Genomic DNA, 26773 nt, shown 5'->3' on the forward strand with positions numbered 1-26773 from the left:
ACGCTGTCTAGAGCAGCGAGTGACCACCCGAAGCGAGGTAGCGCCGGGCGAGTTCGCAGGACGCCGCCGTGTAGCTCGGGCCCTTGACCTGGCACTCACGGGAGTGGGAGTGGGAACCCATCCACGCCACCAGGAGCAGCCGCCGGAGCATGACGAAGGTGGCGAGCATGTCCTCGTCCTCGGCGGGAACCGGTGCGATGTCGCGATAGCCGCGCAGCCACGCGTCCTGCCACTGCGGCAGGCGGGGGTCGTCCTCGAGGAAGGAGACCGCCGTGCCGAAGTCGTACAGGTACCAGGTGAAGCCGCAGTCGTCGAAGTCGATGACCGTCACCTGGTCGTCGTGCACGAGGAGGTTGGCCAGTCGCAGGTCGGCGTGCGCCAGCCCGTACCGGTCCGGTTCCTGCCCGTAGGCCTCCAGTCGCTGCCGCACCAGGTCCGCGGCCGCGCCGAGGATGCGCTCCTCCTCGCCGCCCACCCCGATCCCGTCCTGCCAGCGGCCCCATCGCGGGTCCTCGCCGAGCGAGGACGACCAGTCCCAGGAGAACCTGGTGAACCCGGCGGGACGCTGCCAGGACCGAGCGTGCTGGTGCATGCGAGCGGTGATCCGGCCCAGTGTCTCGAAGCTCTCCAGCGGGACCTTGAGCTCGTCGGGCTCGATCCCGGGGGCGACCTCGAAGAGCACGGCGTGGCGCTCCACACCGTCGACCTCGGCGGTGACCACGCGCTCGCCGTCCTCGGAGGGGAGCACGACCGGCGTGGCGACGCCGGCCTCCTCCCGGAGGGCGGTGACCCAGTCCAGCTCGGACTCGATCGCCGGTCGCGTGTGGTAGTCCTCCCGGTGGACCCGCAGGACGCCGCTGCGCCCGGTGCCGGGGTCGTGGACGAGGTAGGTGGCGTTCTCGGAGAGGTTGATCATCCGGCAGCTCACCTGGTCGGACAGCCCGTACCTGGTCAGCGCGACAGCGGCCACCCGGTCGTCCCCGCGGTCGACCTCGCCCTCCCGGGTCGCCGTCTCCTGCTCCGCCATCAGTGCTCCCGCCCCTCGATCGACTCGAGAACGCTGGTGATCCGGTCGCGGGCCGTCACGACGTCCTTGGCGCTCCCGCTCATGTAGATGCGCCCCGCGGCGCCGATCATCTGCACGTCGACCAGCGTGGTGTCCGGTGCCGCCCGCTCCGCCTCGTTGGCCGCGACCGCGGCGAACAACGCCGGCGTCATCTCGTAGACGAGCAACGCCTCTCCCGGCATCACCATGGAGCCCTGCCGGTTGCGGTTCAGGATCACGGCGTGCTGGTCGGTGATGTCCTCGATGACGTCCTGGTAGAGCACCCGCGGACGCAGCTGGTCGTTGGCCGAGGCACCGGTCCCGTCGAGGACCGCCTGCCCGGCCCGGACGACGTCCTCCAGGACGCGCGAGTGCAGCTCGAGGATGCCGAACTGCCTCTCGACGTACAGGATCCCCGGTTCCACGGTGGGCACCGACTTGAGCGCCAGGTCGATCACGCGCTCGATCGCCAGCGCCGGCGACACCTCGATGATCAGGGCGTGGTCCCGCTCGAACGGCGGGTACCCGCGGGCGCGGGTGGGCGTGCCCATGTACGCGGCGAACTGCTTCTGCAGGTCCTCCACGAGCAGGTACACCCGTAGCTCGGTGCGCGGCGTGCTCTCGCTCACCTCGGTCTCACCTCCGGTCCGTGCGCGACGCGAGGGGTGCGTCAGGGGGCGGCGACGTCGAAGTGACTGCCGAGGTCCGGGTGCGGGCGCGGGATCACGTGGACGCTGACGAGCTCACCGACCTGGGAGGCGCTCTCGGCACCTGCCTCCGTGGCCGCCTTGACGGCGCCCACCTCCCCGGTGATGACCACGGAGACCAGCCCGTCCCCGACCTCCTGCCGGCTGCTGATCGTCACGTTGGCGGCCTTGACCATCGCGTCCGCGGCGGCGAGGGCGGCGACGTAACCCTTGGTCTCGATCATGCCGATCGCGCTGCTTGCCATGTCTGGTTGCTCCTTCTGGTGTCCGCTCGCACGGTGCGAGACGTCGGTGACCGGGGCGCTCTACCGCCGGCCGGGGATCCTCGAACCGGCCGGTAGAGCGGCCTCGCCGTCGTCGCCCGGCGCGTCGATCGAGCCGATGATCAGCGCGTCCACCGGAGGTGGCGTGCCGGGGAACCACGCAGCCGCGACCGAGCCCTGGACGACCAGGACGGACTCACCGACGCCGCTGCCCAGGACGTCGAAGGCCACCAGCCTCGAGCCGCCCCCCGCGACCTCGACCTCGAGGAACGCCCCGCTGGGCAGCCCGTCGATGCGCCTGGTGGACCACACGTTGCCGGTGACGACCGCTCGCAGCATTACCGCTCCTTCTCCACGTGGACGCCGAGCTTGCGGGCCTTGTCCCGGGCGAGCGGGGTGAGCACCGCGCGCCGGCCGAGGACCAGGCGTTCACCGGCCGCAGCCGCGGCGGCCACCGTCTTCTCCGTGACCGCGCCCTGCTCGACCCGCCGCGCCGGCCCCGGGCCCGCCGGGGACGACCGCGGCTCCGGGGCCAGGGAGAACCGGTAGCGACCGGCGCGCAGCTCCTGCCGGCTGCGAGGGTCCTCGAACACCGTCAGCAGGTGGCGCACGAACACGTTCAGGTCCGCGTCGGTGCGGATCCGCACCGACTCCACCCGCCCGGGGCCGCCGCCCGGGGCAGGGGCGTGACCGTTGCCGGTGCCCCCTCCGTGCGCACCGGGGGGGAACGGCAGGGCGGCGGCGACCCGGTCGACGCGCGAGGACGGGGAGCCGTCGACGCGCAGACCGTCCGGGACGGCGTCCCGGGCGGAGGCGGCGACGAGGTCGCGCACGACCTCGCGGACCGTCTCGGCGACGAGCGCCCGCAGGCCCTCCGGGAGCGGCGGGCTCACGTCCGGCTGCCCAGGACCTCGTGGGCAGCCTCGGCGGCCTGCCGGACGTCGGCCTCCCGGCCGGACAGGTAGACCCGTCCGGTCGCCCCGATCATGCGGTAGTCGACGACCTTGATCTCCGCGGCCTTCTCCGCCTCGTTCGTGGCGAGGATGGCGTAGGAGGCGGGCTGCACCTCGAGCACGAACAGCGACTCGCCGGGCAGCGCCATGGAACCGATCTTGTTGCGGTTGATCAGGAACGCCTGCTGGTGGTCGATGGACGAGATGATCGTGCTGGCCAGGATCTGCGGCCGGGTCGCGTCCTCCTCGAGAGCCCCGAGGTCGTCGAGGACGGCGGCAGCGGCAGCCTTCACCGAGCCGGTGTCGCCGTGGAACTCCAGGTAGCCGAACTGTCGCTCCACGACCAGGATCCCCGCCTGGACCTCGGCGTGCTTGAGCGCCACGTCGGTCAGCGGCTCGATGTCCAGGCCCGGGGCGACCTCGATGACCTGGGCCGCCATGTCCGCCCGGGGGAGGGAACCGCGGATCCACGTGCCCAGGTAGCACATGGTCTGCGGCTGCAGCCGGTCGATGAAGATGAAGGAGCGCAGCTCAGCCACGGATCAGCCCTTGCGGAGTTGGGAGAGTTCTTCGAGGACGAGCCGGCGGATCTCCGCCCGGAACCTCTCGTCGTCGCCGTTGTGCCGGGTGCCACGGAACTGCAGGGCGTCGGCGACGATCCGCTCGGTGCGCAGCGTCCGCCCGGGTGCGGGTGCAGCCGTGGCGGACCGGTCGTTCGAGGCCACGGGATAGCCGGGCACCGGTCCGGTCTGGTCCCGCCAGGGGCTCAGGCCGGCGAAGTCACCCATCGGCACCGAGGCGTCGGCGTTGTAGGCGATCTTCGTCCAGTTGACCAGGTGGCGCGGGTGCAGGTTCTCCCCGAGCGAGCTGCGGCCGACGAAACCCGTGCCGACGGTCATCGTGGGAGCGAGGTTCGTGTCGAGCCCCGAGCTGCCGGTGCTGCTGCCGACGTTGACCGCCACTCGCAGGACGGGCACCGTCGCGGCGTACTCCATGATCGTCCCGGGGTCGGTCGAGTGGATCGCCGCGGAGTGGCCGGCGCCTGCGATCCGCACGACGGCCCGTGCTGCCTCGATCCCCCGCTGCGCGTCCGGGACGCGCAGCACGCCGAGGACCGGCGAGAGCTTCTCGTGGGTCATCGGCTCCTCGGGGACCGCCACGTCGAAGGACCCGAGGAGGACCGTGGTGCGAGGCCCTGCCCGCACGCCGGCCTGCTGGGCGATCCAGGATGCGCTCCTGCCGACGACGTCCACGTTGAGCCGGCCGTCGGGGAACACGTAGGCGCTGAGCCGGGCCGTGTCCGCACGATCGAGCACGGCGGCTCCGCAACGCTCCATCTCGCGCAACAGCCGGTCGGCCACCGCGTCCTCGACGATGAGCACCGACTCGTTCGTGCAGAGCACGGAGTTGTCGAACGCCTTGCTCTCGACGATGCGCCGGGCGGCTGCCTTGAGATCGGCACTGGCGTCGACGAGGACGGGCACGTTCCCGGGGCCCACTCCGATCGCCGGGTTGCCCGAGCTGTACGCCGCGCGGACCATCGCCGTGCCGCCCGTGGCGAGGATGACGTCGGTGCGGGGGTCCTCCATGAGCGCGGTGACCATCGGGACGGTCGGCTCGGCCACGCACTGGACCACCCCGTCGGGCGCGCCCGCGGCCACTGCGGCCTCGGCCAGCGCCGCCGCTGCGGCGTTGCAGCACTCCCGGGCCATCGGGTGCGGGCTGATGACGACCGCGTTCCGCGTCATCAGGCTCAGGAGCACCTTGAAGTAGACGGTGGCGACCGGGTTGGTCGACGGGGTCAGCGCGAGGACGACGCCGGCCGGACGCGGCACCTCGACGATCTTGCGCGCCGCGTCGATCCGGGGGGTGGCGAAGTCCTCCCCGGCGTACTCGGCCACGATGCCGCGCGAGCACGCCTCGTTCTTCAGGGTCTTGTGCTCCACCACACCGAAGCCGGTCTCCCGCACCGCCCACTCCGCGTAGTGCCGGGCGTCGCGGTGCCCGGCCTCGGCCACGGCCGCGACGATCCGCTGCACGTCCGCCGCCGAGTAGCGCGCGAACGCGCGAGCGGCCCAGCGGGCCCGCTCCAGGACGTGACCGGCCGTCTGCACCTGCGGGGTCCCCTCGCTCATCAGCTGGCCCTCCGCCGCCCGTAGCCGGCCGCCGCCTCGGCGCGGGCGATGCCGACCGCCGTCCGGTCCAACAGCTCCTCGCACAGGTCGGGCGGCATGAGGATCCCGGGCTTGTACTGCAGCACCCGGGGGTCGAGAGTCGAGAAGATCGCCCAGACGCCGAGCTCGTACAGCTCTCGCATGACGTACTTCGCGCCCTCGGGGTGGTCGAACTCCAGCCCGAACACCACGCCGTTCTGCCGGATGCCGGTGAACCAGGCCGGGTGGCGCGCCTGGATGGCCTCCAACCCGCGCCCGATCAGGTCCGCGATGTAGTGGACCATCGACCGGACCTCCGGTCGGGTGGTGATCTCCAGCGTCTTCAGGGCGACGACGCAACCGAGCTCCGCGCCGCCGAAGGTCGAGATGTGCCCGAACCCGTCCTCGTACAGCCAGGCGCCCGCGCGCTCGCTGAGCAGGACCGCGGCGATGGGGTAGACGCCGCCGGAGATCCCCTTGCCGACCACCATGACGTCGGGCTCGATGCCGTGCTTGGTGATCCCCCAGAGCTCACCGGTCCGCATGAGGCCGGTCTGCACCTCGTCCGCGATGTACAGCGCGTCGTACTTCTCGCACAGGTGCTTCACCGCCTCCAGGTAGCCCGGCTCGGGGAGCGGGAAGCCGTAGGTGGCGGGGATGGTCTCCATGATCACCGCAGCGACGTCCCTGCCGCGCAGCGCCTGCTCCATCGCGCCGAGGTCGTTGAAGGGGACCTGGGTGAACTCCTCAGGCCGGTCGGCGAGGAACATCCGCGAGAACCGGTCGTCCCCGGTCGCCACCGCCAGCCCGGTGTGGCCGTGGTACGCCTTGACGATCGACACGATCCTGCGCTTCTTGGTCGCGTGCCTGGCGCTCTTCAGGGCGATGTCGATCGCCTCGCCACCTCCCGACGCGTAGGCGACCTTGGTCAGCGAGGCAGGTGCGCTCGAGACCAGGGCCTCGGCCAGTGCCGTCCTCGCCACCGACGGGAAGTGGTGGTTGCCGATGTCGAACCTCGCCATGGCGTCGGAGAGGGCGGCCACCACCTCGGGATTGCGGTGCCCCAGGTTGTAGGTGCCGCCGTTGAGGTGGACGTCGATCAGGCGCCGGCCGTCCATGTCCCACAGCAGGTAGCCCTCGCGGCGGTCGATCACCAGGTCGACCCCGGAGTCCGACCAGAACTGGGTCTTGTCGGGGTTCCAGAACTGCTTCGACTTCGCCAGCACGTCCTGCTTGGAGTCGAACTCGAACGAGCCGTAGTCGTGCATGCGCCACCCGGGCTGTTCGGGCCCGGCGTACCAGGCGGTCCTGTGGTCGGTGAATCGATCGTGTTTGGTCAGACCGTTTGTGTCAAGGGTTCAGCTCGCGCGCCGATTGGTCCGACCGGGCATTGACTCGGCCAGACCGTCGCTGCCACCATGCCGCCCGGTGTGGCACGGGCCACACCTCATCCCGCTCGCTCGGCACCGGCTCCACCCGACCGGAAGGTGACAGGCGTATGTCCACTGCAGGCAGCCCGCGACGGAGCGAGGGCACCGACGCACCGCAACAGGTCCAGCGGCTCAAGCCCAACGCGGTCGGGATCGTCGGCGTGCTGTTCATGGCCGTCGCGACCGCTGCTCCGATCACCGCCATGGTCGGCAACGTGCCGATCGCGATCGGCTTCGGCAACGGCGCCGGGGCGCCGGCGGGCTACCTCGTCGCCACCATCGTGCTCGGCCTGTTCGCCCTGGGGTACTCCGCGATGGCCCGGCACATCACCGCGACCGGGGCCTTCTACGGCTACATCTCCCACGGGCTCGGCCGGGTCGTCGGCATGGGGGCGGGCGCGCTGACCACCCTGGCCTACGTGGTGTTCGAGGCCTCCCTCGTCGGCATCTTCTCCTTCTTCGCGAGCAGCTTCGCGTCCAACCACCTCGGTCTGGACGTCTCGTGGATCTTCTTCGCGATCCTGATGCTCGCCGCGAACGCCGCGCTGACCTACTTCGACGTCAACCTGACCGCGAAGGTCCTCGGCGTCTTCCTGATCACCGAGATCTTCATGCTGGCGCTCATGGCGGTGACCGTCCTCGTCACCGGCGGAGGGCCCGAGGGCTGGTCGCTGGGCTCGCTGAACCCCCTCAACGCCTTCCGGAACCTCGACGCGACGGTGGCCGACCCCAGCGGCGCGGGCACCCTCGCGGTCGCCGGCTCGGCGGGCATCGGGTTGTTCTTCGCGTTCTGGTCCTGGGTCGGGTTCGAGTCCACAGCCATGTACGGCGAGGAGTCGCGCAACCCCAAGCGGATCATCCCGCGGGCCACCATGATCGCGGTCCTCGGCATCGGCGCCTTCTACGTGTTCGTGTCCTGGACGGCGATCGTCGGCACCGGACCGCAGCGGTCCATCGCCCTGGCCCAGAGCGGCGACACCGCCGGTCAGGTCTTCTTCGGGCCCGTCGAGCAGCACCTCGGGTCGTGGGCGGTCGTGCTGTTCGAGTTCCTCCTCATGACCGGCTCGTACGCCTGCGGCATGGCCTTCCACAACTGCGCCTCGCGCTACATGTACGCGATCGGGCGAGAGGACCTGATCCCGGGGCTCGGCCGGACGCTGGGCGCGACCCACGAGAAGCACGGCTCGCCCTACATCGCCGGCTTCGTGCAGACCGCGATCGCGACCCTGATCGTCTTCTGGTTCTTCTTCACCGACCGCGACCCCTACGCCCAGCTCTACGCGCTGATGGCCATCATGGGGACCACCGCGATCCTGATCGTGCAGGCCCTCGCCGCCTTCGCCTCCGTCAGCTACTTCCACGTCCACAAGAAGCACCCGGAGACGGCGAACTGGTTCCGGACGTTCCTGGCCCCGCTCGCGGGCGGGATCGGCATGCTCTACGTGATCTGGCTGCTGGTCGAGAACGCGAGCTTCGCTGCCGGGGCCGCGGCCACCGACATCGTGTTCAAGCTGTCGCCCTGGATCGTCGGGCTCGCGGGCCTCGGGGGAGTCGCCTTCGCCCTGTACGCCAAGTACTTCTCACCGGAGCGGTACCAGGTCATCGGCCGGGTGGTCCTCGAGGACACCCAGGAGCGCGAGGCGGCCGAGCCGGACGCGGACGGGCTCCCCTCACGGTGACGCGGCGTGGGCGCGGAGGTCCGGCAGGTCCTGCCGCGCCCACACCCGCGGGCTCGCGTCCCCGGTGGACGGACGCGGGAACGGCTCGCTCACGCCGAGCGGGTCCCGAGCAGGTGCAGCGTCAGGGATGACGACGACGATCGACACACCATGGAGGAACCGATGACGATGACCGCGAGCACGGCCCGGGGCCAGGGCACCGCCGGGTCCCGGCCGGGGCACCCGTTGGAGCCGCTGACCCCCGAGGAGCTGTCAGCGGCAGCCGCGCTGCTGCGTGGTCAGGAGCAGTTCCCGGAGGGGACCCGCTTCGTCTACCTCGAGCTCGCCGAGCCCCCGAAGGACGTGGTCCTCTGCTGGACGCCCGGGGCGAGCTGGGACCGGCAGGCGCGGGCGGTGCTGCGCAACCCCCGGGAGCGCGCCACGTACGAGGCCGTCGTCTCCCTGGACACCGGGAGCCTGCTGTCCTGGCGGCACGTGGAGGGCGTGCAGCCGCCGATGACGGCCGAGGAGTTCATGGCCTGCGAGGACGTCGTCCGGGCCGACGAGCGGTGGCAGGCCGCGATGCGGGCCCGCGGGGTCGAGGACTTCTCGCTGGTGATGCTCGACCCGTGGGCCTCGGGTTACACCGGGCCCGACGACGACCCCAGCGGGCGCAGGCTGGCCCGCCCGCTGACCTTCGTGCGGTCCAAGCCCGAAGACAACGGCTACGCCCGTCCGGCCGAGGGCCTCATCGTCACCGTGGACCTCGACACGATGACCGTCCTCGACGTCGCGGACCACGGCGTGGTGCCGCTGCCGCCCCAGCCGGGCAACTACCTGCCCGAGCTGCTGACCGAGCCGGGCAACGTGCCGGCGTTTCCCGAGCTGCGCGCGCCGATGAAGCCGATCAGCATCACGCAGCCCGACGGGCCGAGCTTCACCGTCGTCGGGCACGCCGTCGAGTGGGGACCGTGGCGGCTGCGCATCGGCTTCACCCCGCGCGAGGGGCTGGTGCTCCACGACGTCGGCTACGTCGACAAGGGCGTGCTGCGCCCGGTGCTCTACCGCGCCTCGCTGTCGGAGATGTTCGTCCCCTACGGCGACCCCCGCCCGACGCACTGGAACAAGAACGTGTTCGACGAGGGGGAGTACGGCCTGGGCTGGCTGGCCAACCCGCTGGAGCTCGGCTGCGACTGCCTCGGCGAGATCCGCTACTTCGACGGGTACGTCAACGACCAGGACGGCGAACCCGTCACGATCGGCAACGCCGTGTGCATGCACGAGGAGGACGCCTCGATCGGCTGGAAGCACACCGACTTCCGCACCGGCCGCGCCGAGGTCCGCCGCAACCGCCGGCTGGTCGTCTCGATGATCGCCACGGTCGGCAACTACGACTACGGCTTCTACTGGAACCTCTACCTCGACGGCACCATCGAGTTCGAGATCAAGTTGACCGGCATCCTGTCCACCGGCGCGCTGCCGGTGGGGGAGGACCCGGTCTGGGGGACGACGGTCGCCCCTGGCCTCATGGCCCCCAACCACGAGCACTACTTCAGCGTCCGGCTGGACATGCAGGTCGACGGGCAGCGCAACAACCTCTACGAGGTCGACTCGGTGTCCGACCCGGCCGGCCCGGACAACCCGCACGGCAACGCGTGGCGGACGCGCAAGCGGCACCTGACCAGTGAGCTGGAGGCGCAGCGCCTGCCCGACTCGCTCAGCGGGCGGTCGTGGCTGGTCAGCAGCGCCGACACCGAGACCGCGCTGGGCGCCCGGCCCAGCTACAAGATCGAGCCCGGGCCGTACACGGCCCCGCTGTGGCGGGAGGGCTCCGAGCAGGCCGAGCGGGGAGGGTTCGCCACCCGGCAGCTGTGGGCCACGCCGTACGACCCCACCCAGCGGTTCGCCGCCGGTGAGTACGTGGCGCAGAACCCCGGGCCCGACGGGCTGGTCGCCTACACCGCCGGCGACCGATCGCTCGTGGACGCCGACCTGGTGCTCTGGTACACCGCTGGCGCCCACCACGTGGTCCGGCCCGAGGACTGGCCGGTCATGCCGGTGTCGCGGGTCGGCTTCCACATGCGGCCGTTCGGCTTCTTCGACGGCAACCCCATGCTCGACCTGCCGGCCGAGGGCCGTCACTGCGCCCCCACGGTCGCCGACGGGACCGATCGCGGCTGCGCCTGCGGAGACGCCTGCGGCTGCGGCGGGCACTGACCGGTCCGGCGGTGACCGGCTCCGTCGGTCACCGCCGGTCGTCGGCCGCGCTGAGCGCGGTCCCGCTCAGCGCGGGTTGCGGCGGGCGATGGCCCCGCTCAGCGCCGCCGCGAACGACGTCCACGCCGCGTAGGGCACCAGCGCCGCGCCGGCCCGGCGGTCGACCGCCCACGACCGGCGGGCCAGGTCGGCCGTCGACGCCGCCAGCAGGACGGCCTCGGCGGTGGCGGCCACCGGTCGCCGGGCGCGGAAGAAGACCCAGGTCCAGCCGGTGTTGAGCGCCAGGTTGGCCAGGTAGGCGCGCAGGTACGCGCGCCGTGCCGGCCCGCCGGACCCGGCCAGCGACCGGCCGCCGGCGAGGGCGAGCAGGACGTACAGCGCCGTCCACACCGGCCCGAACGCGGACGCCGGCGGCTGCCACGGCGGCTTGTCGAGCCCGCGGTACCAGCGGGTGCCGGTCGCCGTGCCGATCCCGCCCAGGACGGCGGTGGCGGTGACGGCCGCCGAGGTGAGGACGTAGGGCGAGCGGTCGGTCATGCGACCCCGCGTACCCGGGTCCGGCGTCTGCCAGGCTGCCGGGCATGACCGACACCCCCACCGGCGGCACGAGGACCAGCGGCACGACGACCAGCGGCACGACGACCAGCGGCACGATGCCCGTGCGCATCGAACGGGACGGCGACGTCGCCGTCGTCGTCCTGGACAACCCGCCGCTGAACCTCTTCGACGCCCCGGTGTTCGACGCGATCGAGGCGGTCGCCGACGAGCTGGTCCGGCTCACCGACCCGACCGACCCCGCGCGGGCCCGGGCGGTGCTGGTCGAGGCGCGGGGCAGGGTGGTCTCCGGCGGCGTCGACGTCACGGTGTTCCGCGACATCGCCGAGGGCCCCGAGCCCGCCGAGCGCGGCGCCGACCTGTGGCGGCGGCTGCTGCGGGTGGCGCAGACGTTCGAGGACCTCCCGGTGCCCACCGTCTTCGCCGCGCACGGGCTGACCCTCACCGCCGCGTTCGAGCTGGCGCTGGCCTGCGACGTGCTGCTGGCCGCGGAGCGGGCGTCGTTCGGGCTGGTCGAGATCGTCGTCGGGCTGACCCCGTCGATGGGCGGGCCGCAGCGACTGGCCGAGCGGGCCGGGTCCGCGCGGGCCAAGGAGCTGGTGTTCACCGGCGAGCGCTACCCGGCCGCCGTCCTCGAGCGGTGGGACGTGGTCAACCGGGTGCTGCCCGACGAGGGCTTCGCCGAGGCCGCCCGCGCCTACGCCCGCCAGGTCGCGGCCGGCCCGACCGTGGCGCACGCGGCCACCAAGACGCTGGTCACCACCGCCGTCCGGCAGGGCGCGCGGGCCGCGGACGACCTGGTGCCCGACGTCTCCGGTGCGCTGTTCGCCACCGACGACCTGCGCGGGGCGGTCTCCTCCTTCCTGGCTGACGGACCGGGGAAGGCGACGTACTCGGGCAGGTGAGCGACGGTCCGGACGGCGGTTCCGGGGCTCCGCGCGCGGGTAGACTCGAACGGTCCACACCTCCTCTCGCAGGAAGGCAGGGTCGAGGGTTCTTGCCCGACTCGTCCCCGAACGTCCCCGTGCCCGGAGCGCCCACGTCCCGTGAGGCCTCGGCGCAAGCCGCAGCCGCCGACGGCCACCCCGGACAGCCCGGCCTGGGGGACGTCGCCCCGGCCGCCGTCCGGACCACCATCACCGTCCCCGACTCCGTCCCGATGGTCTCGCTGCTCGGCTCCGGCGACGAGCTGCTGCGCCTGGTCGAGAACGAGGTCGACACCGACGTCCACGTGCGCGGCAACGAGATCGCCGTGACCGGGCAGCCGGCCGACAACGCCTTCGCCGTCGCGGTGTTCGACGAGCTGATCGCGCTGCTCGGCACCGGCCAGGTGCTGCGCCCGGACTCGGTGCGCCGGGTCATCGGGATGCTGCGCGCCGGCGGCTCAGAGCGGCCGGCCGACGTCCTCAGCCTCGACATCATCAGCCGCCGCGGGCGCACGATCCGGCCCAAGACGCTGAACCAGAAGCGCTACGTCGACGCCATCGACGCGCACACCATCGTCTTCGGCATCGGCCCCGCCGGCACCGGCAAGACCTACCTGGCGATGGCCAAGGCCGTGCAGGCGCTGCAGACCAAACAGGTCAACCGGATCATCCTCACCCGCCCGGCCGTGGAGGCCGGCGAGCGGCTCGGGTACCTGCCCGGCACGCTCAGCGAGAAGATCGACCCGTACCTGCGGCCGCTGTACGACGCGCTGCACGACATGGTCGACCCCGAGTCGATCCCGCGGCTGATGCAGTCGGGGACGATCGAGGTCGCCCCGCTGGCCTACATGCGCGGGCGCACGCTCAACGACGCGTTCGTCATCCTCGACGAGGCGCAGAACACCACCGCCGAGCAGATGAAGATGTTCCTCACCCGGCTCGGCTTCGGCTCCAAGATCGTCGTGACCGGTGACGTCACCCAGGTCGACCTGCCCGGCGGCGCGCAGAGCGGGCTGCGGATCGTGCGGGAGATCCTCGACGGCATCGAGGACGTGCACTTCGCCAACCTGACCAGCTCCGACGTCGTCCGCCACCGGCTGGTCGGCGACATCGTCGACGCCTACGAGCGCTGGGACGCCAGCAACAGCCAGAACCGCCCGACGGCCGGCCAGCCGCAGCCGGCCCGGCCGTCACGGCCGCGCCGCCAGGGGAGCTGAGCGCCGTGCCCGTCGAGGTCGCCAACGAGTCCGAGATCGCCGTCGACGAGTCCTCCCTCGCCGCCATCTGCACGTACGTGCTGGGCGAGATGGGCGTGAACCCGATGGCCGAGCTGTCGGTGCTCTGCGTCGACCCGGACTACATGAGCACGCTGCACGAGCGCTGGATGGGGGAGAAGGGGCCGACCGACGTCCTCGCCTTCCCGATGGACGAGCTGGACACCGGCCGTCCCGACGAGCCGGACCCCGGCCCGGCGCTGCTCGGGGACGTCGTCCTGTGCCCCTCGGTGGCCATCAAGCAGGCCCGCGCGGCCGGCCACACGATGGACGACGAGCTGGTCCTGCTCGCCACGCACGGCGTGCTGCACCTCCTGGGCTACGACCACATGGAGCCCGAGGAGGAGAAGGAGATGTTCGGCCTGCAGACCAAGCTGCTCGACGGCTGGCGGGCCGCCCCCCGGGCCCCGATGACCGGTGCGGCCGTCCCCCGGGGACCGGTCGACCGATGACCTCCGGCGAGATCACCCTGCTGGTGATCGCCGTCTGCCTGATCCCGTTCGCCGGCCTGTTCGGTGCCATGGACGCCGCGCTGCAGCGGGTGTCCAAGGCGCGCGTCGACGAGATGCGCCGGGACGGCGTGAAGCGGGCCGGCGTGCTCTCCGACGTCGTGGCCGAGCGCGCCCGGCACGTGGCGCTGCTGCTCCTGCTGCGGATCGCCTGCGAGATGGTGGCCGCCACCCTGGTCGCGGTGATCCTCTACCGCATCTGGGGCGGGGGCTGGCAGGCGGTGCTGGTCGCGGCCGGGGTGATGACCGTCGTCAGCTACGTGCTGGTCGGGGTCGGCCCGCGCACGCTCGGCCGCCAGCACGCCTACGGCACCGCACTGGCCGGCGCGGGCGTGGTCCGGCTGCTGGGCCGGGTGCTCGGGCCGATCGCCACGCTGCTCATCCTGATCGGCAACATGATCACGCCCGGGCGCGGCTTCCGGGACGGGCCGTTCTCCTCCGAGGTCGAGCTGCGCGAGCTGGTCGACATGGCCGAGGAGCGCGGCGTCGTCGAGTCCGGCGAGCGCAACATGATCCACTCGGTGTTCGAGCTGGGTGACACCATCGCCCGCGAGGTCATGGTCCCGCGCACCGACGTCGTCTGGATCGAGCGGAACAAGACCCTGCGCCAGGCCCTGGCGCTGGCCATGCGCAGCGGGTTCAGCCGCATCCCGGTCATCGGCGAGAACGTCGACGACGTCGTCGGGGTCATCTACCTCAAGGACCTCATCCGCCGGACCCAGGGCGGGCAGGACCCGAAGAACACCGTCAAGGTCGAGGACCTCATGCGCCCGCCGACGTTCGTGCCGGAGTCCAAGCCGGTCGACGAGCTGCTGCGGGACATGCAGGCCCAGCGCATCCACATCGCGATCGTGGTCGACGAGTACGGCGGCTTCGCCGGCCTGGTGACGATCGAGGACATCCTCGAGGAGATCGTCGGCGAGATCGCCGATGAGCACGACCGCTTCCAGCGCCCGCCGGTCGAGGAGCTGGCCGACGGCTCGGTGCGGATCACCGCCCGGCTGCCGGTCGAGGACCTCGCCGCCCTCTTCGACGTCGAGCTGCCCGAGGACGACGACGTCGAGACCGTCGGCGGGCTGCTCGCCCGCGAGCTCGGCGTGGTGCCGATCGAGGGCTCGGAGGCCGAGGTCGCCGGGCTCAAGCTGGTCGCCGAGAGCACCGGCGGACGGCGCAACCGGATCGACACCATCCTGGTCTGCCGGGCGCCCGAGCCCTCCGAGCCCGCGGACGACGGGGAGCCGCAGCCGCACGGGGCGACCGCCTCGGGCGCCACGGCCGCCGGGGCCACCCGCGTCGAGGAGCCCGCCGGCGCCCTGGAAGGGTGAGGAAGGACCCTCCCGCCCCCGTCGCTCGCAGGCTCGCGCCGGGCCCCTGCGGGAGGGCCGGATCCCCCGGTAGGAGACTGGTCCTGTGCCCGACCTGCAGCCCGAGGACGCCAAGCTCGTCACCCTGGCCCGCTCCGCGCGCGGCCGCACCGGCGCTCCGGAGGGCGCGGCGGTCCGCGACACCGACGGCCGCACCTACCTGGCCGCCACCGTCTCGCTGCCCTCGCTGCAGCTGTCCGCGCTGCAGGCCGCCGTCGCCGCCGCCGTCTCCAGCGGGGTCGAGGGGCTGGAGGCGGCCGCCGTCGTCTCGGCCGCCGACGGCGTCGAGGAGGCCGGGCTGGCCGCCGTCCACGACCTCACCCCGTCCGCCCCGGTGCACCTCGCCGGCCCGGACGGCGCCCTGCGCACGACCGTGTGACCTGCGGTCCGCGGCTGGCCGCTCGTCCGCGCACAGCCCGCCGGCGCCGGGCTCAGCGGGTGTCCTCCGCCGTCCTCCGCCCCTGCTCCCACCTGTGAGCAGGGGCGGAGGACCGCCGGGGGACCTGCTGGACCGGCCCCGGCTCAGCCCAGCGGCCGGCCGAGGGCCGCGGCGAACGCCTCCGGGTCGCGGACGCGGGTGGTGAAGGCCCGCTCCGTCGTGCCGTCGTCCGACAGGTGCCGGACGACGACCGGCGTCCGCCCCGGCCACCGGCCCCCGCGCCGGGCGGCCTCCGGCCAGTCCGCCGGTGGGGTGCCGCGGCGCACCTCCAGCACCTGGCTGGTGCCGAGCACGTGCCGGGACGACGCCCCGAGGAGGCCGGCGACGTCGGAGGAGACCCCGGCGTCCGAGACGGTCAGCCGGGTCGTCGACAGGACCAGGACGGCCAGCCCGGCGAGGACGGCGACCGGTGCCTCACCGGCCACGGTCGACGGTCCACCGACCCAGGCGGCGGTGCCGAGCCAGGCCACGACGACGGCCAGCACCGTGACCACCAGCCACGGCCGCGCCGGGTCGTACTGCCAGTAGCGCAGCGGCGCGGGTGTCACCGTGGCCGAGCGTCGGGTGCCGCGTGCCGGGGAGAAGCGGTACGCGCCGACCTGCAGCTGGTGCCGCTGGCGCTCCCGCGCCGTCCGCTCGGCCGTCGACTCGCCCGGCTCCCGCCGTCTGCGTCCCGCCACGGACCCGATCCTCCCAGCCGTCCCGGACGGCACGGGCGGCGCGGAGGTGTCGTCCCCGGGTGGGAGGATGGCGGGCGTGACACCACCGGACCAGCCGCCGTACCGGAGCGGTTTCGCCTGTCTGGTGGGCCGCCCGAACGCGGGCAAGACCACGCTGACCAACGCCCTGGTCGGCGAGAAGGTCGGCATCGTCAGCAACCGCCCGCAGACCACCCGGCACGCCATCCGCGGCGTGGTCCACCGCCCGGGCGGGCAGCTGGTGCTGGTCGACACCCCGGGCCTGCACAAGCCCAGGAGCCTGCTGGGCCGCCGGCTCAACGACGTCGTCCGCGACACCCTGTCCGAGGTCGACGTCGTCGTCTTCTGCGTGCCGGCCGACCAGCCCGTCGGCACCGGCGACCGGTTCATCGCCCGGCAGCTGCGGGAGGTCACGGCGCCGGTCGTCGTCGTGGTCACCAAGACCGACGCCGCGAGCAGGAAGCAGGTCGCCGAGCAGCTGCTGGCCGCCAGCCAGCTGGTCGAGGCCGCCGAGGTCGTGCCGGTGAGCGCCGTGCGCGGCGACCAGGTCGAGCTGCTCGAGGACCTGCTGGTCGGCCTGCTCCCCGAGGGCCCGCCGCTCTACCCGGAGGAGCAGACCACCGACGAGGACGTCGAGCGGCAGATCGCCGAGCTGGTCCGCGAGGCCGCCCTGGAGAAGGTGTTCCAGGAGGTGCCGCACTCGCTGGCGGTCACCGTCGAGGAGATGACCCGCCGTCCCGACCCCAAGCGGGACGGCGGCGAGCTGGTCGAGGTCCACGCGCTGCTGCACTGCGAGCGCCCCAGCCAGAAGCCGATGCTGCTCGGCCGAGGCGGCCAGGTCATCAAGGCGATCGGCAGTGAGGCGCGCCAGGGCATCGAGGCGCTGCTCGGCGCCCGCGTGCACCTCGATCTCCACGTCACGGTGCTCGGTGAGTGGCAGGACGACCCCAAGAAGCTCAACCGGCTGGGCTACTGATGTCCACCACACCGCAGTCGCTGTACCGCGACGAGGGCGTCGTCCTGCGCACCCAGAAGCTGGGCGAGGCCGACCGCATCGTCACGGTGCTCACCCGCCGGCACGGCAAGGTCCGCGCGGTGGCCAAGGGCGTGCGCCGCACCAAGAGCAAGTTCGGCGCCCGCCTGGAACCCTTCAGCCACGTCGACCTGCAGCTCTACACCGGCCGCACCCTCGACATCGTCAGCCAGGCCGAGTCGATCCGCTCCTACGGGCAGCCGATCGTCGCCGACTACCCGGCCTACACCGCCGGCACCGCGGTGCTGGAGACCGCCGACCGGCTCACCGCCGAGGAGAGGGAGCCCTCGCTGCGGCTGTTCCTCCTCGTCATCGGGGCGCTGCGGGCGCTGGCCGAGCGCACCCACCCCGCGCCGCTGGTGCTCGACGCCTTCCTGCTGCGCGCCATGTCGGTCGCCGGGTGGGAGCCGGCGCTGGGCGGCTGCGCCCGCTGCGGCGAGGAGGGCCCGCACCGGCACTTCTCGGTGCCCGCCGGCGGCATGGTGTGCCCGCCCTGCCGCCCGACCGGCTCGGCGATGCCGAACCCGGCCACCGTCGAGCTGCTCGACGCGCTGCTCACCGGCGACTGGGACGCCGCCGAGGCCAGCCAGCACGCCAACCGCCGTGAGGGCAGCGGGCTGGTCGCCGCGCTGCTGCAGTGGCACCTGGAGCGCGGGCTGCGCTCGCTGCCGCTGGTCGACCGGTCCGATCCGACGGCGCCGCGCCGGGAAGCAGGTCTGCTGAGTGAGGCGTGAGGTCCCGCGTCGAGAGGTGAAGGCCCCGAACCCGCACCCCTCGGGCGCCCGTCCACCGCAGCTGCCCCCGGACAAGGTGCCCGGCCACGTCGCGATCGTGATGGACGGCAACGGCCGCTGGGCCGAGCAGCGCGGGTTGCCGCGCACCGCCGGGCACGAGGCGGGGGAGTCCTCGCTGTTCGACTGCGTCGAGGGCGCCATCGAGCTGGGCGTCAAGGCGATCAGCGCCTACGCGTTCTCCACCGAGAACTGGCGGCGCAGCCCCGAGGAGGTCCGCTTCCTCATGGGCTTCAACCGCGACGTCATCCGCCGCCGCCGCGACGAGATGCACGAGCTCGGCGTGCGGGTGCGCTGGGCCGGCCGCCGTCCCCGGCTGTGGCGCAGCGTCGTCAAGGAGCTCGAGGTCGCCGAGGAGCTCACCCGGGACAACGACGTCCTCACGCTCACCATGTGCGTCAACTACGGCGGCCGGGCCGAGATCGCCGACGCCGCCGCGGCCATCGCGCGCGAGGTCGCCGCCGGCCGGCTCGACCCCGCGAGGGTCGACGAGCGCACCGTCGCCCGGTTCCTCGACGAGCCCGACATGCCCGACGTGGACTTGTTCGTGCGCAGCTCGGGGGAGAACCGCACCAGCAACTTCCTGCTGTGGCAGTCGGCCTACGCCGAGTTCGTCTTCCTCGACACCCTCTGGCCGGACTTCGACCGCCGGCACCTGTGGGCCGCGTGCGAGGAGTACGCCTCGCGGCAGCGCCGCTTCGGCAGCGCTTGAGCCGGGGACGACGCCGTGTTCGCGGTGACCCGGATGCGGGTGCCCGAGGCCGACGCCGACGGGTTCGCCGCCGCCGTCGACGTCCTGCTGGCCGCGCTCGCCGCCCGTCCCGGCTTCCGGGACGGTGAGCTCGGCCGCTGCGCCGACGACGACGGGCTGTGGGCGCTGGTCACCCGGTGGGACGGCGTCGGCGCCTACCGCCGGGCGCTGTCGGCGGCCGAGGTCAAGCTCGCCGGGGCGCCGGTGTGGGTGCACGCGCTGGACGAGCCGGGCGTCTACCTGCCCGAGGGGTGATCCGCCGCCCGGGTGGGCATCCCCCGTGCAGGCCGGGGCCCCGAGCACGGAGGACGCGCGATGAGCGAGCCCAGGCGGGACGACGCGACGCCACCGGCGGCAGAACCCACCATGAGGGTCCAACCGCCGCCGGTACCGGGACGTGCGGTGCGCGAGCAGCTCGCGCGGGGCGAGCTCGCCACGCCACCGGTCCGCCCGGACGAGCAGACCGTCCACCTCGACGGCCCGGCGCCGAGGGACCCGGACCGCACGCTGGAGCTCGACGGCACGCTGCGCGGCGGCGTCGTCGTCGGGCCGAGGCCCGGGCCGCGACGGCGCCGGCGCACCTGGCCGTGGATCCTCGCCGTCGCGCTCCTGCTGCTCGTCCTCGGCGTGGTCCTGCTGGTCATGCTGTGGCGGGGCGCGACGCTCCCGGGCGACGTCCGGTTCCTGGGCGCGCAGCTGCGGGTGGCCGGCGAGGTCGGCGGGTGGTCCGGCGGGACGGTCCCGCGCTGACCTCCACCGCTGCCCCGCACCGTGGGCAGGGGGCGAGGTCCGCAGGGGAGGACCAGCCGTCCGCGCCGGGACGTCCGGCCGGGCGGCGGGGGAGCAGCCGAGCGGCGGCAACTACCGTGGACGGGTCAGCCGCCGACCGCCAGCCGGATGGAGCCCCTCGCCGTGAGCGACAGCACCGCCAAGCACGACCCCGCCCGCCTCGACAAGGTGGTGAACCTCTGCAAGCGCCGGGGGTTCGTCTTCCCGTCGGGCGAGATCTACGGCGGCACCCGCTCCGCCTGGGACTACGGGCCCCTGGGCACCGAGCTCAAGGAGAACATCAAGCGGCAGTGGTGGCGCACCGTCGTCCAGGGCCGTGACGACATCGTCGGCCTGGACTCCTCGGTGATCCTGCCGCGCCAGGTGTGGGTGGCCTCCGGGCACGTCGGCGTCTTCACCGACCCGCTGACCGAGTGCCAGAACTGCCACAAGCGGTTCCGGGCCGACCACCTCGAGGAGGAGTTCGAGGCGCGCAAGGGCCGGGCGCCGGAGAACGGCCTGGCCGACATCAGCTGCCCGAACTGCGGCACGAAGGGCGCGTGGACCGAGCCGCGCGACTTCAACATGATGCTCAAGACCCACCTCGGCCCGGTCGAGGACGAGTCCGGCCTGCACTACCTGCGCCCGGAGACCGCGCAGGGCATCTTCGTCAACTTCGCCAACGTGATGGGCGCGGCCCGGAAGAAGCCGCCGTTCGGCATCGGCCAGATCGGCAAGTCCTTCCGCAACGAGATCACCCCCGGCAACTTCATCTTCCGCACGCGCGAGTTCGAGCAGATGGAGATGGAGTTCTTCGTCGAGCCCGGCACCGACGAGCAGTGGCACCAGTACTGGATCGACGAGCGCACCCGCTGGTACACCGACCTGGGCATCTCCGCGGCGAACCTGCGGCACTACGAGCACCCCAAGGAGAAGCTCTCCCACTACTCGACGCGCACCGTCGACATCGAGTACCGCTTCGGGTTCCAGGGCTCGGAGTGGGGCGAGCTCGAGGGCATCGCCAACCGCACCGACTTCGACCTGAAGACGCACTCGGAGCACTCCGGCGCCGACCTCACCTACTTCGACCAGGCCAGCAACACCCGCTGGACGCCGTACGTCATCGAGCCGGCAGCGGGCCTGACCCGCTCGCTGATGGCCTTCCTCATCGAGGCCTACACCGAGGACGAGGCGCCCAACGCCAAGGGCGGCGTCGACACCCGCACCGTGCTGCGGCTGGACCCGCGGCTGGCACCGGTCAAGGCCGCCGTCCTGCCGCTGTCGCGCAACGCCGACCTCTCGCCGAAGGCCCGCGACCTGGCCGCTCAGCTGCGGCAGAACTGGAACGTCGACTTCGACGACGCCGGGGCGATCGGCCGTCGCTACCGCCGGCAGGACGAGATCGGGACGCCGTTCTGCCTCACCGTCGACTTCGACACCCTCGAGGACGACGCGGTGACCGTGCGCGAGCGCGACTCGATGAGCCAGGAGCGGGTCGGCCTGGACCAGGTCGAGACCTACCTCAAGACCCGCCTGCCCGTCTGCTGAGTGATCCGTCGGCCCACCGGCCGACACCGCGGCAGTGGAAGGGCCCCGTCCTCCCACCCTGCGCACGCTCAGGACGGGACCCGGGACGGCACCACCGGCGTGGAGCCATCGGTGTCCCGGTCGGGGACCCTCCGGGCCCCGCGCCGACGCCCGGCCGACCGTCGGTGCGCCCGGCGCCGACCGGGCGGTTGCGGTCGCCGGCACGGCCGGACACGCCGACCGGGACGGCGGCGACTGCTCACTCGGCGGCGGGCCTGTGCCAGAGGAGCAGGTACCGCCAGAACAGCAGCCGCCGCACCCGGGCGCCGGGCAGCAGGCGGGCGGCCTCGGCGCGGACCTGCCGGGCGGTGCGGTCGGGCTCGGCCACCGGCATGGCGGCGTGCGTGGCCTCCGGGCGGAACAGGTCCGCGCCGGTGAGCGGCCGCAGCGCGGCGAACCCCAGCCCCAGCGCGGAGTGCGCCACCGCCGCCGCCAGCTCCACCCCGAGCTCGCGGGGCAGGTCGGTGCGGGGCAGGGCCACCGCGGCGAGGACACCTCCCGGGCGCACCCAGCGGGCCATCCGCGGCAGGACGTCGGACAGCGGCAGGTGGTGGAGCAGGGCCGAGCTCAGGACGGCGTCGTAGCGCCCGGCGGGGAGGTCGGCCGTCCGCAGGTCGGCCAGGTGCACCCTCAGGTCGGGCGGAGCCGCGCGCGCGGCGGCGGTCACCATCCCGGGCGAGCGGTCGACCGCGTCGACGTGCTCGACCCGCCCGGCGAGCCGGCGGGCCAGCGTCCCGGCGCCACAGCCGACGTCCAGCACGCAGGTGGCGTCCGGGGGGACCTGGGCGAGCAGCAGGCGGTGGTACCAGCGGTTGTGGTCCCAGTCGGTTCCCCGCACGGGGCACCCCCTGCCGTCGAGCGCCGGGTGACCTGCCTCGCCACCTACCCTGGAGATCGTGAGCAGCAGCGTCCTCGAGCGGCCGTCGTCCCCCGCGACCGGCCCGGCTCCGCTGCGCCTGGGCGCGCTCACCGTCGACCCCGCCGTGGTGCTCGCGCCGATGGCCGGCATCACCAACCCGGCGTTCCGCACGCTGTGCCGGGAGTTCGGCGCCGGGCTCTACGTCTGCGAGATGATCACCACGCGGGCGCTGGTCGAGCGCAACGAGAAGACGCTGCAGATGGTGCGCGCCACCCCCGACGAGAAGGACGCCTTCTCCGTGCAGCTCTACGGCGTCGACCCGGGCACCGTCGGCCGCGCCGTGGAGATGCTCGTCGACGAGGGCGTCGCCGGTACCCGCCCGGCGCACGTCGACCTGAACTTCGGCTGCCCGGTGCCCAAGGTGACCCGCAAGGGCGGCGGGTCGGCGCTGCCGTGGCGGCGGGTGCTCCTCCGCGACATCGTGCGGGCCGCCGTCCGCGCCGCCGGGGACGTCCCGGTCACGGTGAAGACCCGCATCGGCATCGACACCGACCACGTCACCTACCTCGACGCCGGGCGGATCGCCCAGGACGAGGGCGCCGCGGCGATCACCCTGCACGGGCGCACCGCCGACCAGCTCTACAGCGGCACGGCCGACTGGGCGCCGATCGCCCGGCTGGTCGAGGCCGTCGACATCCCGGTGCTCGGCAACGGCGACATCTGGGAGGCCGACGACGCGCTGCGGATGGTCACCGAGACCGGTTGCGCCGGCGTCGTCATCGGCCGCGGCTGCCTGGGCCGGCCGTGGCTGTTCGGTGACCTCGCGGCCGCCTTCGCCGGGCGGACCCGCCGCGCGCTGCCCACGCTGCGCGAGGTGGCCGCGGTGATGCACCGGCACGCCACCCTGCTGTCCGAGGAGCAGGGCGAGCTGCACGGCTGCACCGACTTCCGCAAGCACGTCGCCTGGTACCTCAAGGGGTTCTCCGTCGGCTCCGACGTCCGCCGGGCGCTGGCGATGGTCAGCTCGCTGGACGAGCTGGCCGAGCTGCTGGCCGGCATCCCCGACCAGCCCTACCCGACGGCGGTGCTCGGCGGGCCACGCGGACGCACCAGCCCGCCGCGGCCGGTCGCGCTGCCCGAGGGCTGGCTGGCCGACCGCGACGACCCCCGGCCGCCGGCCGGGGCCGAGCTGCTGGTGAGCGGCGGATGAGCGTCGACGAGCGCGGCGGGCACACAGACCGGAGTCGAGCCATGAGTGACGGCCCCCATCTCTACGACGACGACCCGGCGCCGCTGCACACCGGCACCCCCCGCCCCGCGCGGGCGCTGATCCTCGCGGTGATCGGCGGGACCGTCGCCGTCGCCGTCGGCATGGCCGTCGGCCTGCCGCTGGTCAAGGGCAGCCCGGAGGAGCAGGCCCGCGAGGTCTCCGGGGTCTTCCTCGCCGCGCTCGCCCAGGACGACCTCGAGACGGCCTACGGGCTGCTCTGCGCGGAGGAGCAGGCGCGGCTGGCACCGCAGGCGGTGCCCGCGGAGTACGCCCCCGGCGGAGCCGGTGAGGTCACCGGCACGACCGCCGACGAGGTGGACGGCACACCGGTGCAGCGCGTCGAGGTCGCGTGGAGCGACGGGAGCACCTCCACCCTCACCGTCGTCAGCCAGCAGGGCCCCCGCGTCTGCGGGACCGCCGCCGGCTGAACGAGGACCCTTCCCTCCACGCCTCGTGGGAGGACCCCGTCCTCCCCGCCCTCCGCAGGTTCAGGGCGGGACCCGGGACGGGGCCGGAGGAACTCCGGAGGGTGGGCCGTTCCAGCACCTCGCGAGCTCGCGGCGGGAGCCTGCGGCCCCTTCCAGTCGCCGTCGGTCTGGCGCGTTCCGGGCGGGTGGGCCACCATCGCTGTCTGGTCCCGGGATGACGTATGAGACGTCTACCCGTGGCGGCGTCTCGGGACCGTGCTCGCCGGGGCGGCGACGGGAGACCCCGGGACGCCGTCCCCGGCAGGCAGGGACCAGCCGGCGGACGAGCGCGGAGGTGCACGGTGGGCAGCGGTACCGGGACGGCCACGTGGGTCTACGACTTCAGCGAGGGGAGCAAGGACCAGAAGGACCTGCTGGGCGGCAAGGGCGCCAACCTGGCCGAGATGACCAACCTCGGGCTGCCGGTGCCCCCCGGGTTCACCATCACCACCGACGCCTGCCGCTTCTACCTCGAGCACGGCAGCACCCCGCCGGAGCTGGCCGACCAGGTGACCGAGCACCTGACGGCGCTGGAGAAGGCGATGGGCAAGACCCTCGGCGACCCGACGGACCCGCTGCTGGTCTCCGTGCGCTCCGGCGCCGCCGCCTCGATGCCCGGGATGATGGAGACCGTCCTCAACGTCGGCCTCAACGACGAGTCGGTCCGCGGGCTGGCCGCCCAGTCCGGCAGCGAGCGCTTCGCCTGGGACTCCTACCGCCGGCTGATCCAGATGTTCGGCAAGACCGTCCTCGACATCGACGGCGAGCTGTTCGAGCACGCCCTCGACGAGGCCAAGCGCGAGCAGGGCACCGAGTCCGACCTGGACCTCGACGCCGAGCACCTCGAGGACGTCGTCGACCGGTTCAAGGCCATCGTCCGCGAGCAGTGCGGCCGCGACTTCCCGCAGGACCCGCGCGAGCAGCTCGACCTGGCGATCAACGCCGTCTTCGACTCGTGGAACTCCGAGCGGGCCATCCTCTACCGCCGCCGCGAGCGCATCCCCAGCGACGCCGGCACCGCGGTCAACGTCGTCGCCATGGTCTTCGGCAACCTGGGCATGGACTCCGGCACCGGCGTCGCCTTCACCCGCGACCCCGGCACCGGCGAGCAGGGCGTGTACGGCGACTACCTGCAGAACGCGCAGGGCGAGGACGTCGTCGCCGGCATCCGCAACACCGTGCCGCTGCCCGACCTGGAGCGGATCGACCAGGGCGCCTACCGCGAGCTGCTGTCGATCATGAGCACCCTCGAGTCGCACTACCGCGACCTGTGCGACATCGAGTTCACCGTCGAGCGCAACAAGCTCTGGATGCTGCAGACCCGCGTCGGCAAGCGGACGGCGGCGGCCGCCTTCCGGATCGCCACCCAGCTGGTCGACGAGGGCCTCATCGACATGGACGAGGCGGTCCGGCGGGTCACCGGCGACCAGCTGGCCCAGCTGATGTTCCCGCGGTTCGTCTCCGGTGGCGACGCCACCCAGCTCACCCAGGGCATGAACGCCTCGCCCGGCGCCGCCGTCGGCAAGGCGGTGTTCTCCTCGGAGACCGCCGTCCAGTGGGCCGACCGGGGCGAGAAGGTGGTGCTCGTCCGGCGGGAGACCAACCCCGACGACCTCTCCGGGATGATCGCCGCCGAGGGCGTGCTCACCAGCCGCGGCGGGAAGACCTCGCACGCCGCCGTCGTCGCCCGTGGCATGGGCAAGACCTGCGTCTGCGGCGCGGAGGAGCTGCAGGTCGACACGAAGAACCGCCGCTTCACCGCGCCCGGTGGCACGGTGGTCGAGGAGGGCGACGTCATCTCGATCGACGGCTCCACCGGCCGGGTGTGGCTGGGCGAGGTGCCGGTCGAGGACTCCGCCGTCGTCCGCTACTTCGAGGGCGAGATCGACCCGGACTCCGCCGAGGCCGACGACCTGGTGCGCAGCGTGCACCGGGTCCTCACCCACGCCGACGAGGTGCGGCGGCTGGACGTGCGCACCAACGCCGACACCCCCGAGGACTCCGCCCGCGCCCGGCGCTTCGGCGCCCGCGGCATCGGCCTGTGCCGGACCGAGCACATGTTCCTCGGCGACCGGCGGCAGCTGGTGGAGAGGCTGATCCTCGCCGAGGACGACGAGGGCAAGCAGACCGCCCTCGACGCGCTCGCGCCGCTGCAGGAGCAGGACTTCCTGGAGATCTTCGAGGCGATGGACGGCCTGCCGGTGACCGTGCGGCTGCTCGACCCGCCGCTGCACGAGTTCCTGCCCGACCTCACCGACCTCTCGGTGCGCGTCGCCGTCGCCGAGGCCCAGGGGCACCCGGACGAGGCCAACCTCCGGCTGCTGGCCGCCGTCCGCCGGCTGCACGAGCAGAACCCCATGCTCGGCCTGCGCGGCGTGCGGCTGGGCCTGGTGGTCAAGGGGCTGTTCGCCATGCAGGTGCGGGCGATCGCCGAGGCGGCCTGCGAGCGCAAGCTGGCCGGCGGCGACCCGCGGCCGGAGATCATGATCCCGCTCGTCGGGGCGGTGCAGGAACTGGAGGCGATCCGCGAGGAGTCCGAGCAGGTCCTCGCGTCGGTGTTCGAGGAGCGCGGCGTGGAGCTCGAGGTCCTCATCGGCACGATGATCGAGGTGCCGCGCGCGGCGCTCACCGCCGCCGAGATCGCCCAGTCGGCCGCGTTCTTCTCCTTCGGCACCAACGACCTCACCCAGATGACCTGGGGCTTCTCGCGGGACGACGTCGAGGCCGCGTTCTTCCACGCCTACCTGGACAAGGGCATCTTCGGCGTCTCGCCGTTCGAGTCGCTGGACCGGCCCGGCGTCGGCCGGCTGGTCGAGGTCGCCGTCGGGGAGGGCCGGGCGGCGCGGCCGGAGCTCAAGCTCGGCGTCTGCGGCGAGCACGGCGGCGACCCGGACTCGGTGCACTTCTTCCACGAGGTGGGGCTGGACTACGTGTCCTGCTCGCCGTTCCGCGTGCCGGTGGCCCGGCTCGAGGCCGGCCGGGCGGCGCTGGGGGCGGACCGCGCCGGCTCCTGAGCGCCCCCGCGAGATCTGCACACCGGCGCCCATCAGCGCCCC

At 73.1% G+C, this 26773-nt stretch carries 27 protein-coding genes; 16 read left to right on the plus strand and 11 right to left on the minus strand.

What is annotated here, in order from left to right; all coding sequences use genetic code 11:
• Positions 1–7 precede the first annotated feature (7 nt).
• The 8 genes from BLS21_RS15550 to BLS21_RS15585 are packed head-to-tail and all read right to left on the minus strand — an operon-like array spanning position 8 to position 6389.
• A complete protein-coding gene (locus BLS21_RS15550; protein WP_091220132.1) occupies positions 8–1027 on the minus strand; it encodes a phosphotransferase enzyme family protein in 1020 nt (339 codons plus the stop codon).
• A complete protein-coding gene (locus BLS21_RS15555; protein WP_091220135.1) occupies positions 1027–1674 on the minus strand; it encodes a microcompartment protein in 648 nt (215 codons plus the stop codon). The genes BLS21_RS15550 and BLS21_RS15555 overlap by 1 nt, the downstream gene beginning before the upstream one ends.
• Before the next feature lie 41 nt (positions 1675–1715).
• On the minus strand, positions 1716–1997 hold the full coding sequence (locus tag BLS21_RS15560) for a BMC domain-containing protein (protein ID WP_091220138.1): 282 nt from the start codon (positions 1995–1997) through the stop codon (positions 1716–1718).
• Between the two features lie 60 nt (positions 1998–2057).
• Positions 2058–2354 (minus strand): EutN/CcmL family microcompartment protein, encoded by a 297-nt coding sequence (locus BLS21_RS15565; RefSeq protein WP_091220140.1) that lies wholly within the window; start codon positions 2352–2354, stop codon positions 2058–2060.
• Positions 2354–2908, minus strand: a complete 555-nt coding sequence (locus tag BLS21_RS15570) for a hypothetical protein (protein WP_091220143.1) — start codon at positions 2906–2908, stop codon at positions 2354–2356. Before BLS21_RS15570 ends, BLS21_RS15565 begins: the two co-directional genes overlap by 1 nt.
• Positions 2905–3507 (minus strand): BMC domain-containing protein, encoded by a 603-nt coding sequence (locus BLS21_RS15575; protein ID WP_091220145.1) that lies wholly within the window; start codon positions 3505–3507, stop codon positions 2905–2907. Before BLS21_RS15575 ends, BLS21_RS15570 begins: the two co-directional genes overlap by 4 nt.
• A 3-nt stretch (positions 3508–3510) precedes the next feature.
• On the minus strand, positions 3511–5103 hold the full coding sequence (locus tag BLS21_RS15580) for an aldehyde dehydrogenase family protein (protein ID WP_091220148.1): 1593 nt from the start codon (positions 5101–5103) through the stop codon (positions 3511–3513).
• A complete protein-coding gene (locus tag BLS21_RS15585) occupies positions 5103–6389 on the minus strand; it encodes a class-III pyridoxal-phosphate-dependent aminotransferase (protein WP_091220150.1) in 1287 nt (428 codons plus the stop codon). Before BLS21_RS15585 ends, BLS21_RS15580 begins: the two co-directional genes overlap by 1 nt.
• Positions 6390–6619: 230 nt before the next feature.
• On the opposite strand from BLS21_RS15585, the gene BLS21_RS15590 reads away from it, so the two are divergent.
• Both BLS21_RS15590 and BLS21_RS15595 read left to right on the plus strand, forming a co-directional pair.
• Complete coding sequence (locus BLS21_RS15590) at positions 6620–8230, plus strand: APC family permease (protein WP_091220155.1); 1611 nt, start codon at positions 6620–6622, stop codon at positions 8228–8230.
• 168 nt (positions 8231–8398) lie between these two features.
• Positions 8399–10426, plus strand: a complete 2028-nt coding sequence (locus BLS21_RS15595) for a primary-amine oxidase (protein WP_091220773.1) — start codon at positions 8399–8401, stop codon at positions 10424–10426.
• A gap of 66 nt (positions 10427–10492) precedes the next feature.
• On the opposite strand, the gene BLS21_RS15600 is transcribed toward BLS21_RS15595, so the two are convergent.
• On the minus strand, positions 10493–10963 hold the full coding sequence (locus BLS21_RS15600; RefSeq protein WP_091220158.1) for a TspO/MBR family protein: 471 nt from the start codon (positions 10961–10963) through the stop codon (positions 10493–10495).
• A gap of 44 nt (positions 10964–11007) precedes the next feature.
• Between BLS21_RS15600 and BLS21_RS15605 the strand changes: the two genes are divergently transcribed.
• From BLS21_RS15605 to BLS21_RS15625, 5 genes are all read left to right on the plus strand, one after another.
• Positions 11008–11886 (plus strand): enoyl-CoA hydratase/isomerase family protein, encoded by an 879-nt coding sequence (locus tag BLS21_RS15605; RefSeq protein ID WP_245700467.1) that lies wholly within the window; start codon positions 11008–11010, stop codon positions 11884–11886.
• Between the two features lie 92 nt (positions 11887–11978).
• Positions 11979–13124 carry a PhoH family protein gene (locus BLS21_RS15610; protein WP_245700468.1) on the plus strand — a complete coding sequence of 382 codons (1146 nt, stop codon included), beginning with the start codon at positions 11979–11981 and terminating at the stop codon, positions 13122–13124.
• A gap of 5 nt (positions 13125–13129) precedes the next feature.
• Complete coding sequence (gene ybeY, locus BLS21_RS15615; protein ID WP_091160483.1) at positions 13130–13633, plus strand: rRNA maturation RNase YbeY; 504 nt, start codon at positions 13130–13132, stop codon at positions 13631–13633.
• Entirely contained in the window at positions 13630–15015 is a 1386-nt protein-coding gene (locus tag BLS21_RS15620; protein ID WP_091220160.1) for a hemolysin family protein, read from the plus strand. The genes ybeY and BLS21_RS15620 overlap by 4 nt, the downstream gene beginning before the upstream one ends.
• A gap of 85 nt (positions 15016–15100) precedes the next feature.
• The gene (locus tag BLS21_RS15625; RefSeq protein WP_091220162.1) at positions 15101–15433 is read left to right on the plus strand and encodes a cytidine deaminase; all 333 of its coding nucleotides are present in this window, start codon (positions 15101–15103) and stop codon (positions 15431–15433) included.
• A 143-nt stretch (positions 15434–15576) separates the two neighbouring features.
• On the opposite strand, the gene BLS21_RS15630 is transcribed toward BLS21_RS15625, so the two are convergent.
• A complete protein-coding gene (locus tag BLS21_RS15630) occupies positions 15577–16173 on the minus strand; it encodes a hypothetical protein (protein WP_091220165.1) in 597 nt (198 codons plus the stop codon).
• A 67-nt stretch (positions 16174–16240) separates the two neighbouring features.
• On the opposite strand from BLS21_RS15630, the gene era reads away from it, so the two are divergent.
• The 6 genes from era (at position 16241) to BLS21_RS15660 (ending at position 21082) form a co-directional block, all read left to right on the plus strand.
• Positions 16241–17167 carry a GTPase Era gene (era, locus tag BLS21_RS15635; protein ID WP_091220167.1) on the plus strand — a complete coding sequence of 309 codons (927 nt, stop codon included), beginning with the start codon at positions 16241–16243 and terminating at the stop codon, positions 17165–17167.
• Positions 17167–17958 (plus strand): DNA repair protein RecO, encoded by a 792-nt coding sequence (recO, locus tag BLS21_RS15640; protein ID WP_091220170.1) that lies wholly within the window; start codon positions 17167–17169, stop codon positions 17956–17958. Before era ends, recO begins: the two co-directional genes overlap by 1 nt.
• Positions 17959–17974: 16 nt before the next feature.
• A complete protein-coding gene (locus BLS21_RS15645; protein ID WP_217636151.1) occupies positions 17975–18727 on the plus strand; it encodes an isoprenyl transferase in 753 nt (250 codons plus the stop codon).
• Positions 18728–18742: 15 nt separating this feature from the next.
• The gene (locus BLS21_RS15650) at positions 18743–19021 is read left to right on the plus strand and encodes an antibiotic biosynthesis monooxygenase family protein (protein WP_091220175.1); all 279 of its coding nucleotides are present in this window, start codon (positions 18743–18745) and stop codon (positions 19019–19021) included.
• Between the two features lie 147 nt (positions 19022–19168).
• Positions 19169–19516, plus strand: coding sequence for a hypothetical protein (locus BLS21_RS15655; RefSeq protein WP_091220179.1), 348 nt, complete (start codon positions 19169–19171; stop codon positions 19514–19516).
• Between the two features lie 162 nt (positions 19517–19678).
• Positions 19679–21082 carry a glycine--tRNA ligase gene (locus BLS21_RS15660; protein WP_281241944.1) on the plus strand — a complete coding sequence of 468 codons (1404 nt, stop codon included), beginning with the start codon at positions 19679–19681 and terminating at the stop codon, positions 21080–21082.
• Positions 21083–21320: 238 nt separating this feature from the next.
• Here the strand turns inward: BLS21_RS15660 and BLS21_RS15665 are convergent, their stop codons facing one another.
• Positions 21321–21959, minus strand: a complete 639-nt coding sequence (locus tag BLS21_RS15665; protein WP_091220184.1) for a class I SAM-dependent methyltransferase — start codon at positions 21957–21959, stop codon at positions 21321–21323.
• A gap of 58 nt (positions 21960–22017) precedes the next feature.
• Between BLS21_RS15665 and dusB the strand changes: the two genes are divergently transcribed.
• The 3 genes from dusB to ppdK all read left to right on the plus strand — a co-directional run bounded on the left by dusB (position 22018) and on the right by ppdK (position 26731).
• Positions 22018–23190, plus strand: coding sequence for a tRNA dihydrouridine synthase DusB (dusB, locus tag BLS21_RS15670; protein WP_091220187.1), 1173 nt, complete (start codon positions 22018–22020; stop codon positions 23188–23190).
• A 41-nt stretch (positions 23191–23231) separates the two neighbouring features.
• A complete protein-coding gene (locus BLS21_RS15675; RefSeq protein WP_091220188.1) occupies positions 23232–23678 on the plus strand; it encodes a hypothetical protein in 447 nt (148 codons plus the stop codon).
• A 341-nt stretch (positions 23679–24019) separates the two neighbouring features.
• Positions 24020–26731: a pyruvate, phosphate dikinase gene (ppdK, locus tag BLS21_RS15680; protein WP_091220190.1), complete on the plus strand. Its 2712-nt coding sequence runs from the start codon at positions 24020–24022 to the stop codon at positions 26729–26731.
• Positions 26732–26773 lie beyond the last annotated feature (42 nt).

Origin of the sequence: Geodermatophilus siccatus (assembly GCF_900103785.1) — a bacterium.
In the GTDB taxonomy this organism is placed as follows: domain Bacteria; phylum Actinomycetota; class Actinomycetes; order Mycobacteriales; family Geodermatophilaceae; genus Geodermatophilus; species Geodermatophilus siccatus.

What these genes read in the sequence shown, in the direction of transcription:
- era (WP_091220167.1), top strand. Translation starts at nt 16,241, where the DNA reads ATGGCGGGCGTGACACCACCGGACCAGCCGCCGTACCGGAGCGGTTTC.
- BLS21_RS15620 (WP_091220160.1), top strand. Translation starts at nt 13,630, where the DNA reads ATGACCTCCGGCGAGATCACCCTGCTGGTGATCGCCGTCTGCCTGATC.
- BLS21_RS15675 (WP_091220188.1), top strand. Translation starts at nt 23,232, where the DNA reads ATGAGTGACGGCCCCCATCTCTACGACGACGACCCGGCGCCGCTGCAC.
- recO (WP_091220170.1), top strand. Translation starts at nt 17,167, where the DNA reads ATGTCCACCACACCGCAGTCGCTGTACCGCGACGAGGGCGTCGTCCTG.
- BLS21_RS15550 (WP_091220132.1), bottom strand. Translation starts at nt 1,027, where the DNA reads ATGGCGGAGCAGGAGACGGCGACCCGGGAGGGCGAGGTCGACCGCGGG.
- BLS21_RS15590 (WP_091220155.1), top strand. Translation starts at nt 6,620, where the DNA reads ATGTCCACTGCAGGCAGCCCGCGACGGAGCGAGGGCACCGACGCACCG.
- BLS21_RS15595 (WP_091220773.1), top strand. Translation starts at nt 8,399, where the DNA reads ATGACCGCGAGCACGGCCCGGGGCCAGGGCACCGCCGGGTCCCGGCCG.
- BLS21_RS15605 (WP_245700467.1), top strand. Translation starts at nt 11,008, where the DNA reads ATGACCGACACCCCCACCGGCGGCACGAGGACCAGCGGCACGACGACC.
- BLS21_RS15600 (WP_091220158.1), bottom strand. Translation starts at nt 10,963, where the DNA reads ATGACCGACCGCTCGCCCTACGTCCTCACCTCGGCGGCCGTCACCGCC.
- BLS21_RS15560 (WP_091220138.1), bottom strand. Translation starts at nt 1,997, where the DNA reads ATGGCAAGCAGCGCGATCGGCATGATCGAGACCAAGGGTTACGTCGCC.
- BLS21_RS15585 (WP_091220150.1), bottom strand. Translation starts at nt 6,389, where the DNA reads ATGCACGACTACGGCTCGTTCGAGTTCGACTCCAAGCAGGACGTGCTG.
- BLS21_RS15580 (WP_091220148.1), bottom strand. Translation starts at nt 5,103, where the DNA reads ATGAGCGAGGGGACCCCGCAGGTGCAGACGGCCGGTCACGTCCTGGAG.
- BLS21_RS15565 (WP_091220140.1), bottom strand. Translation starts at nt 2,354, where the DNA reads ATGCTGCGAGCGGTCGTCACCGGCAACGTGTGGTCCACCAGGCGCATC.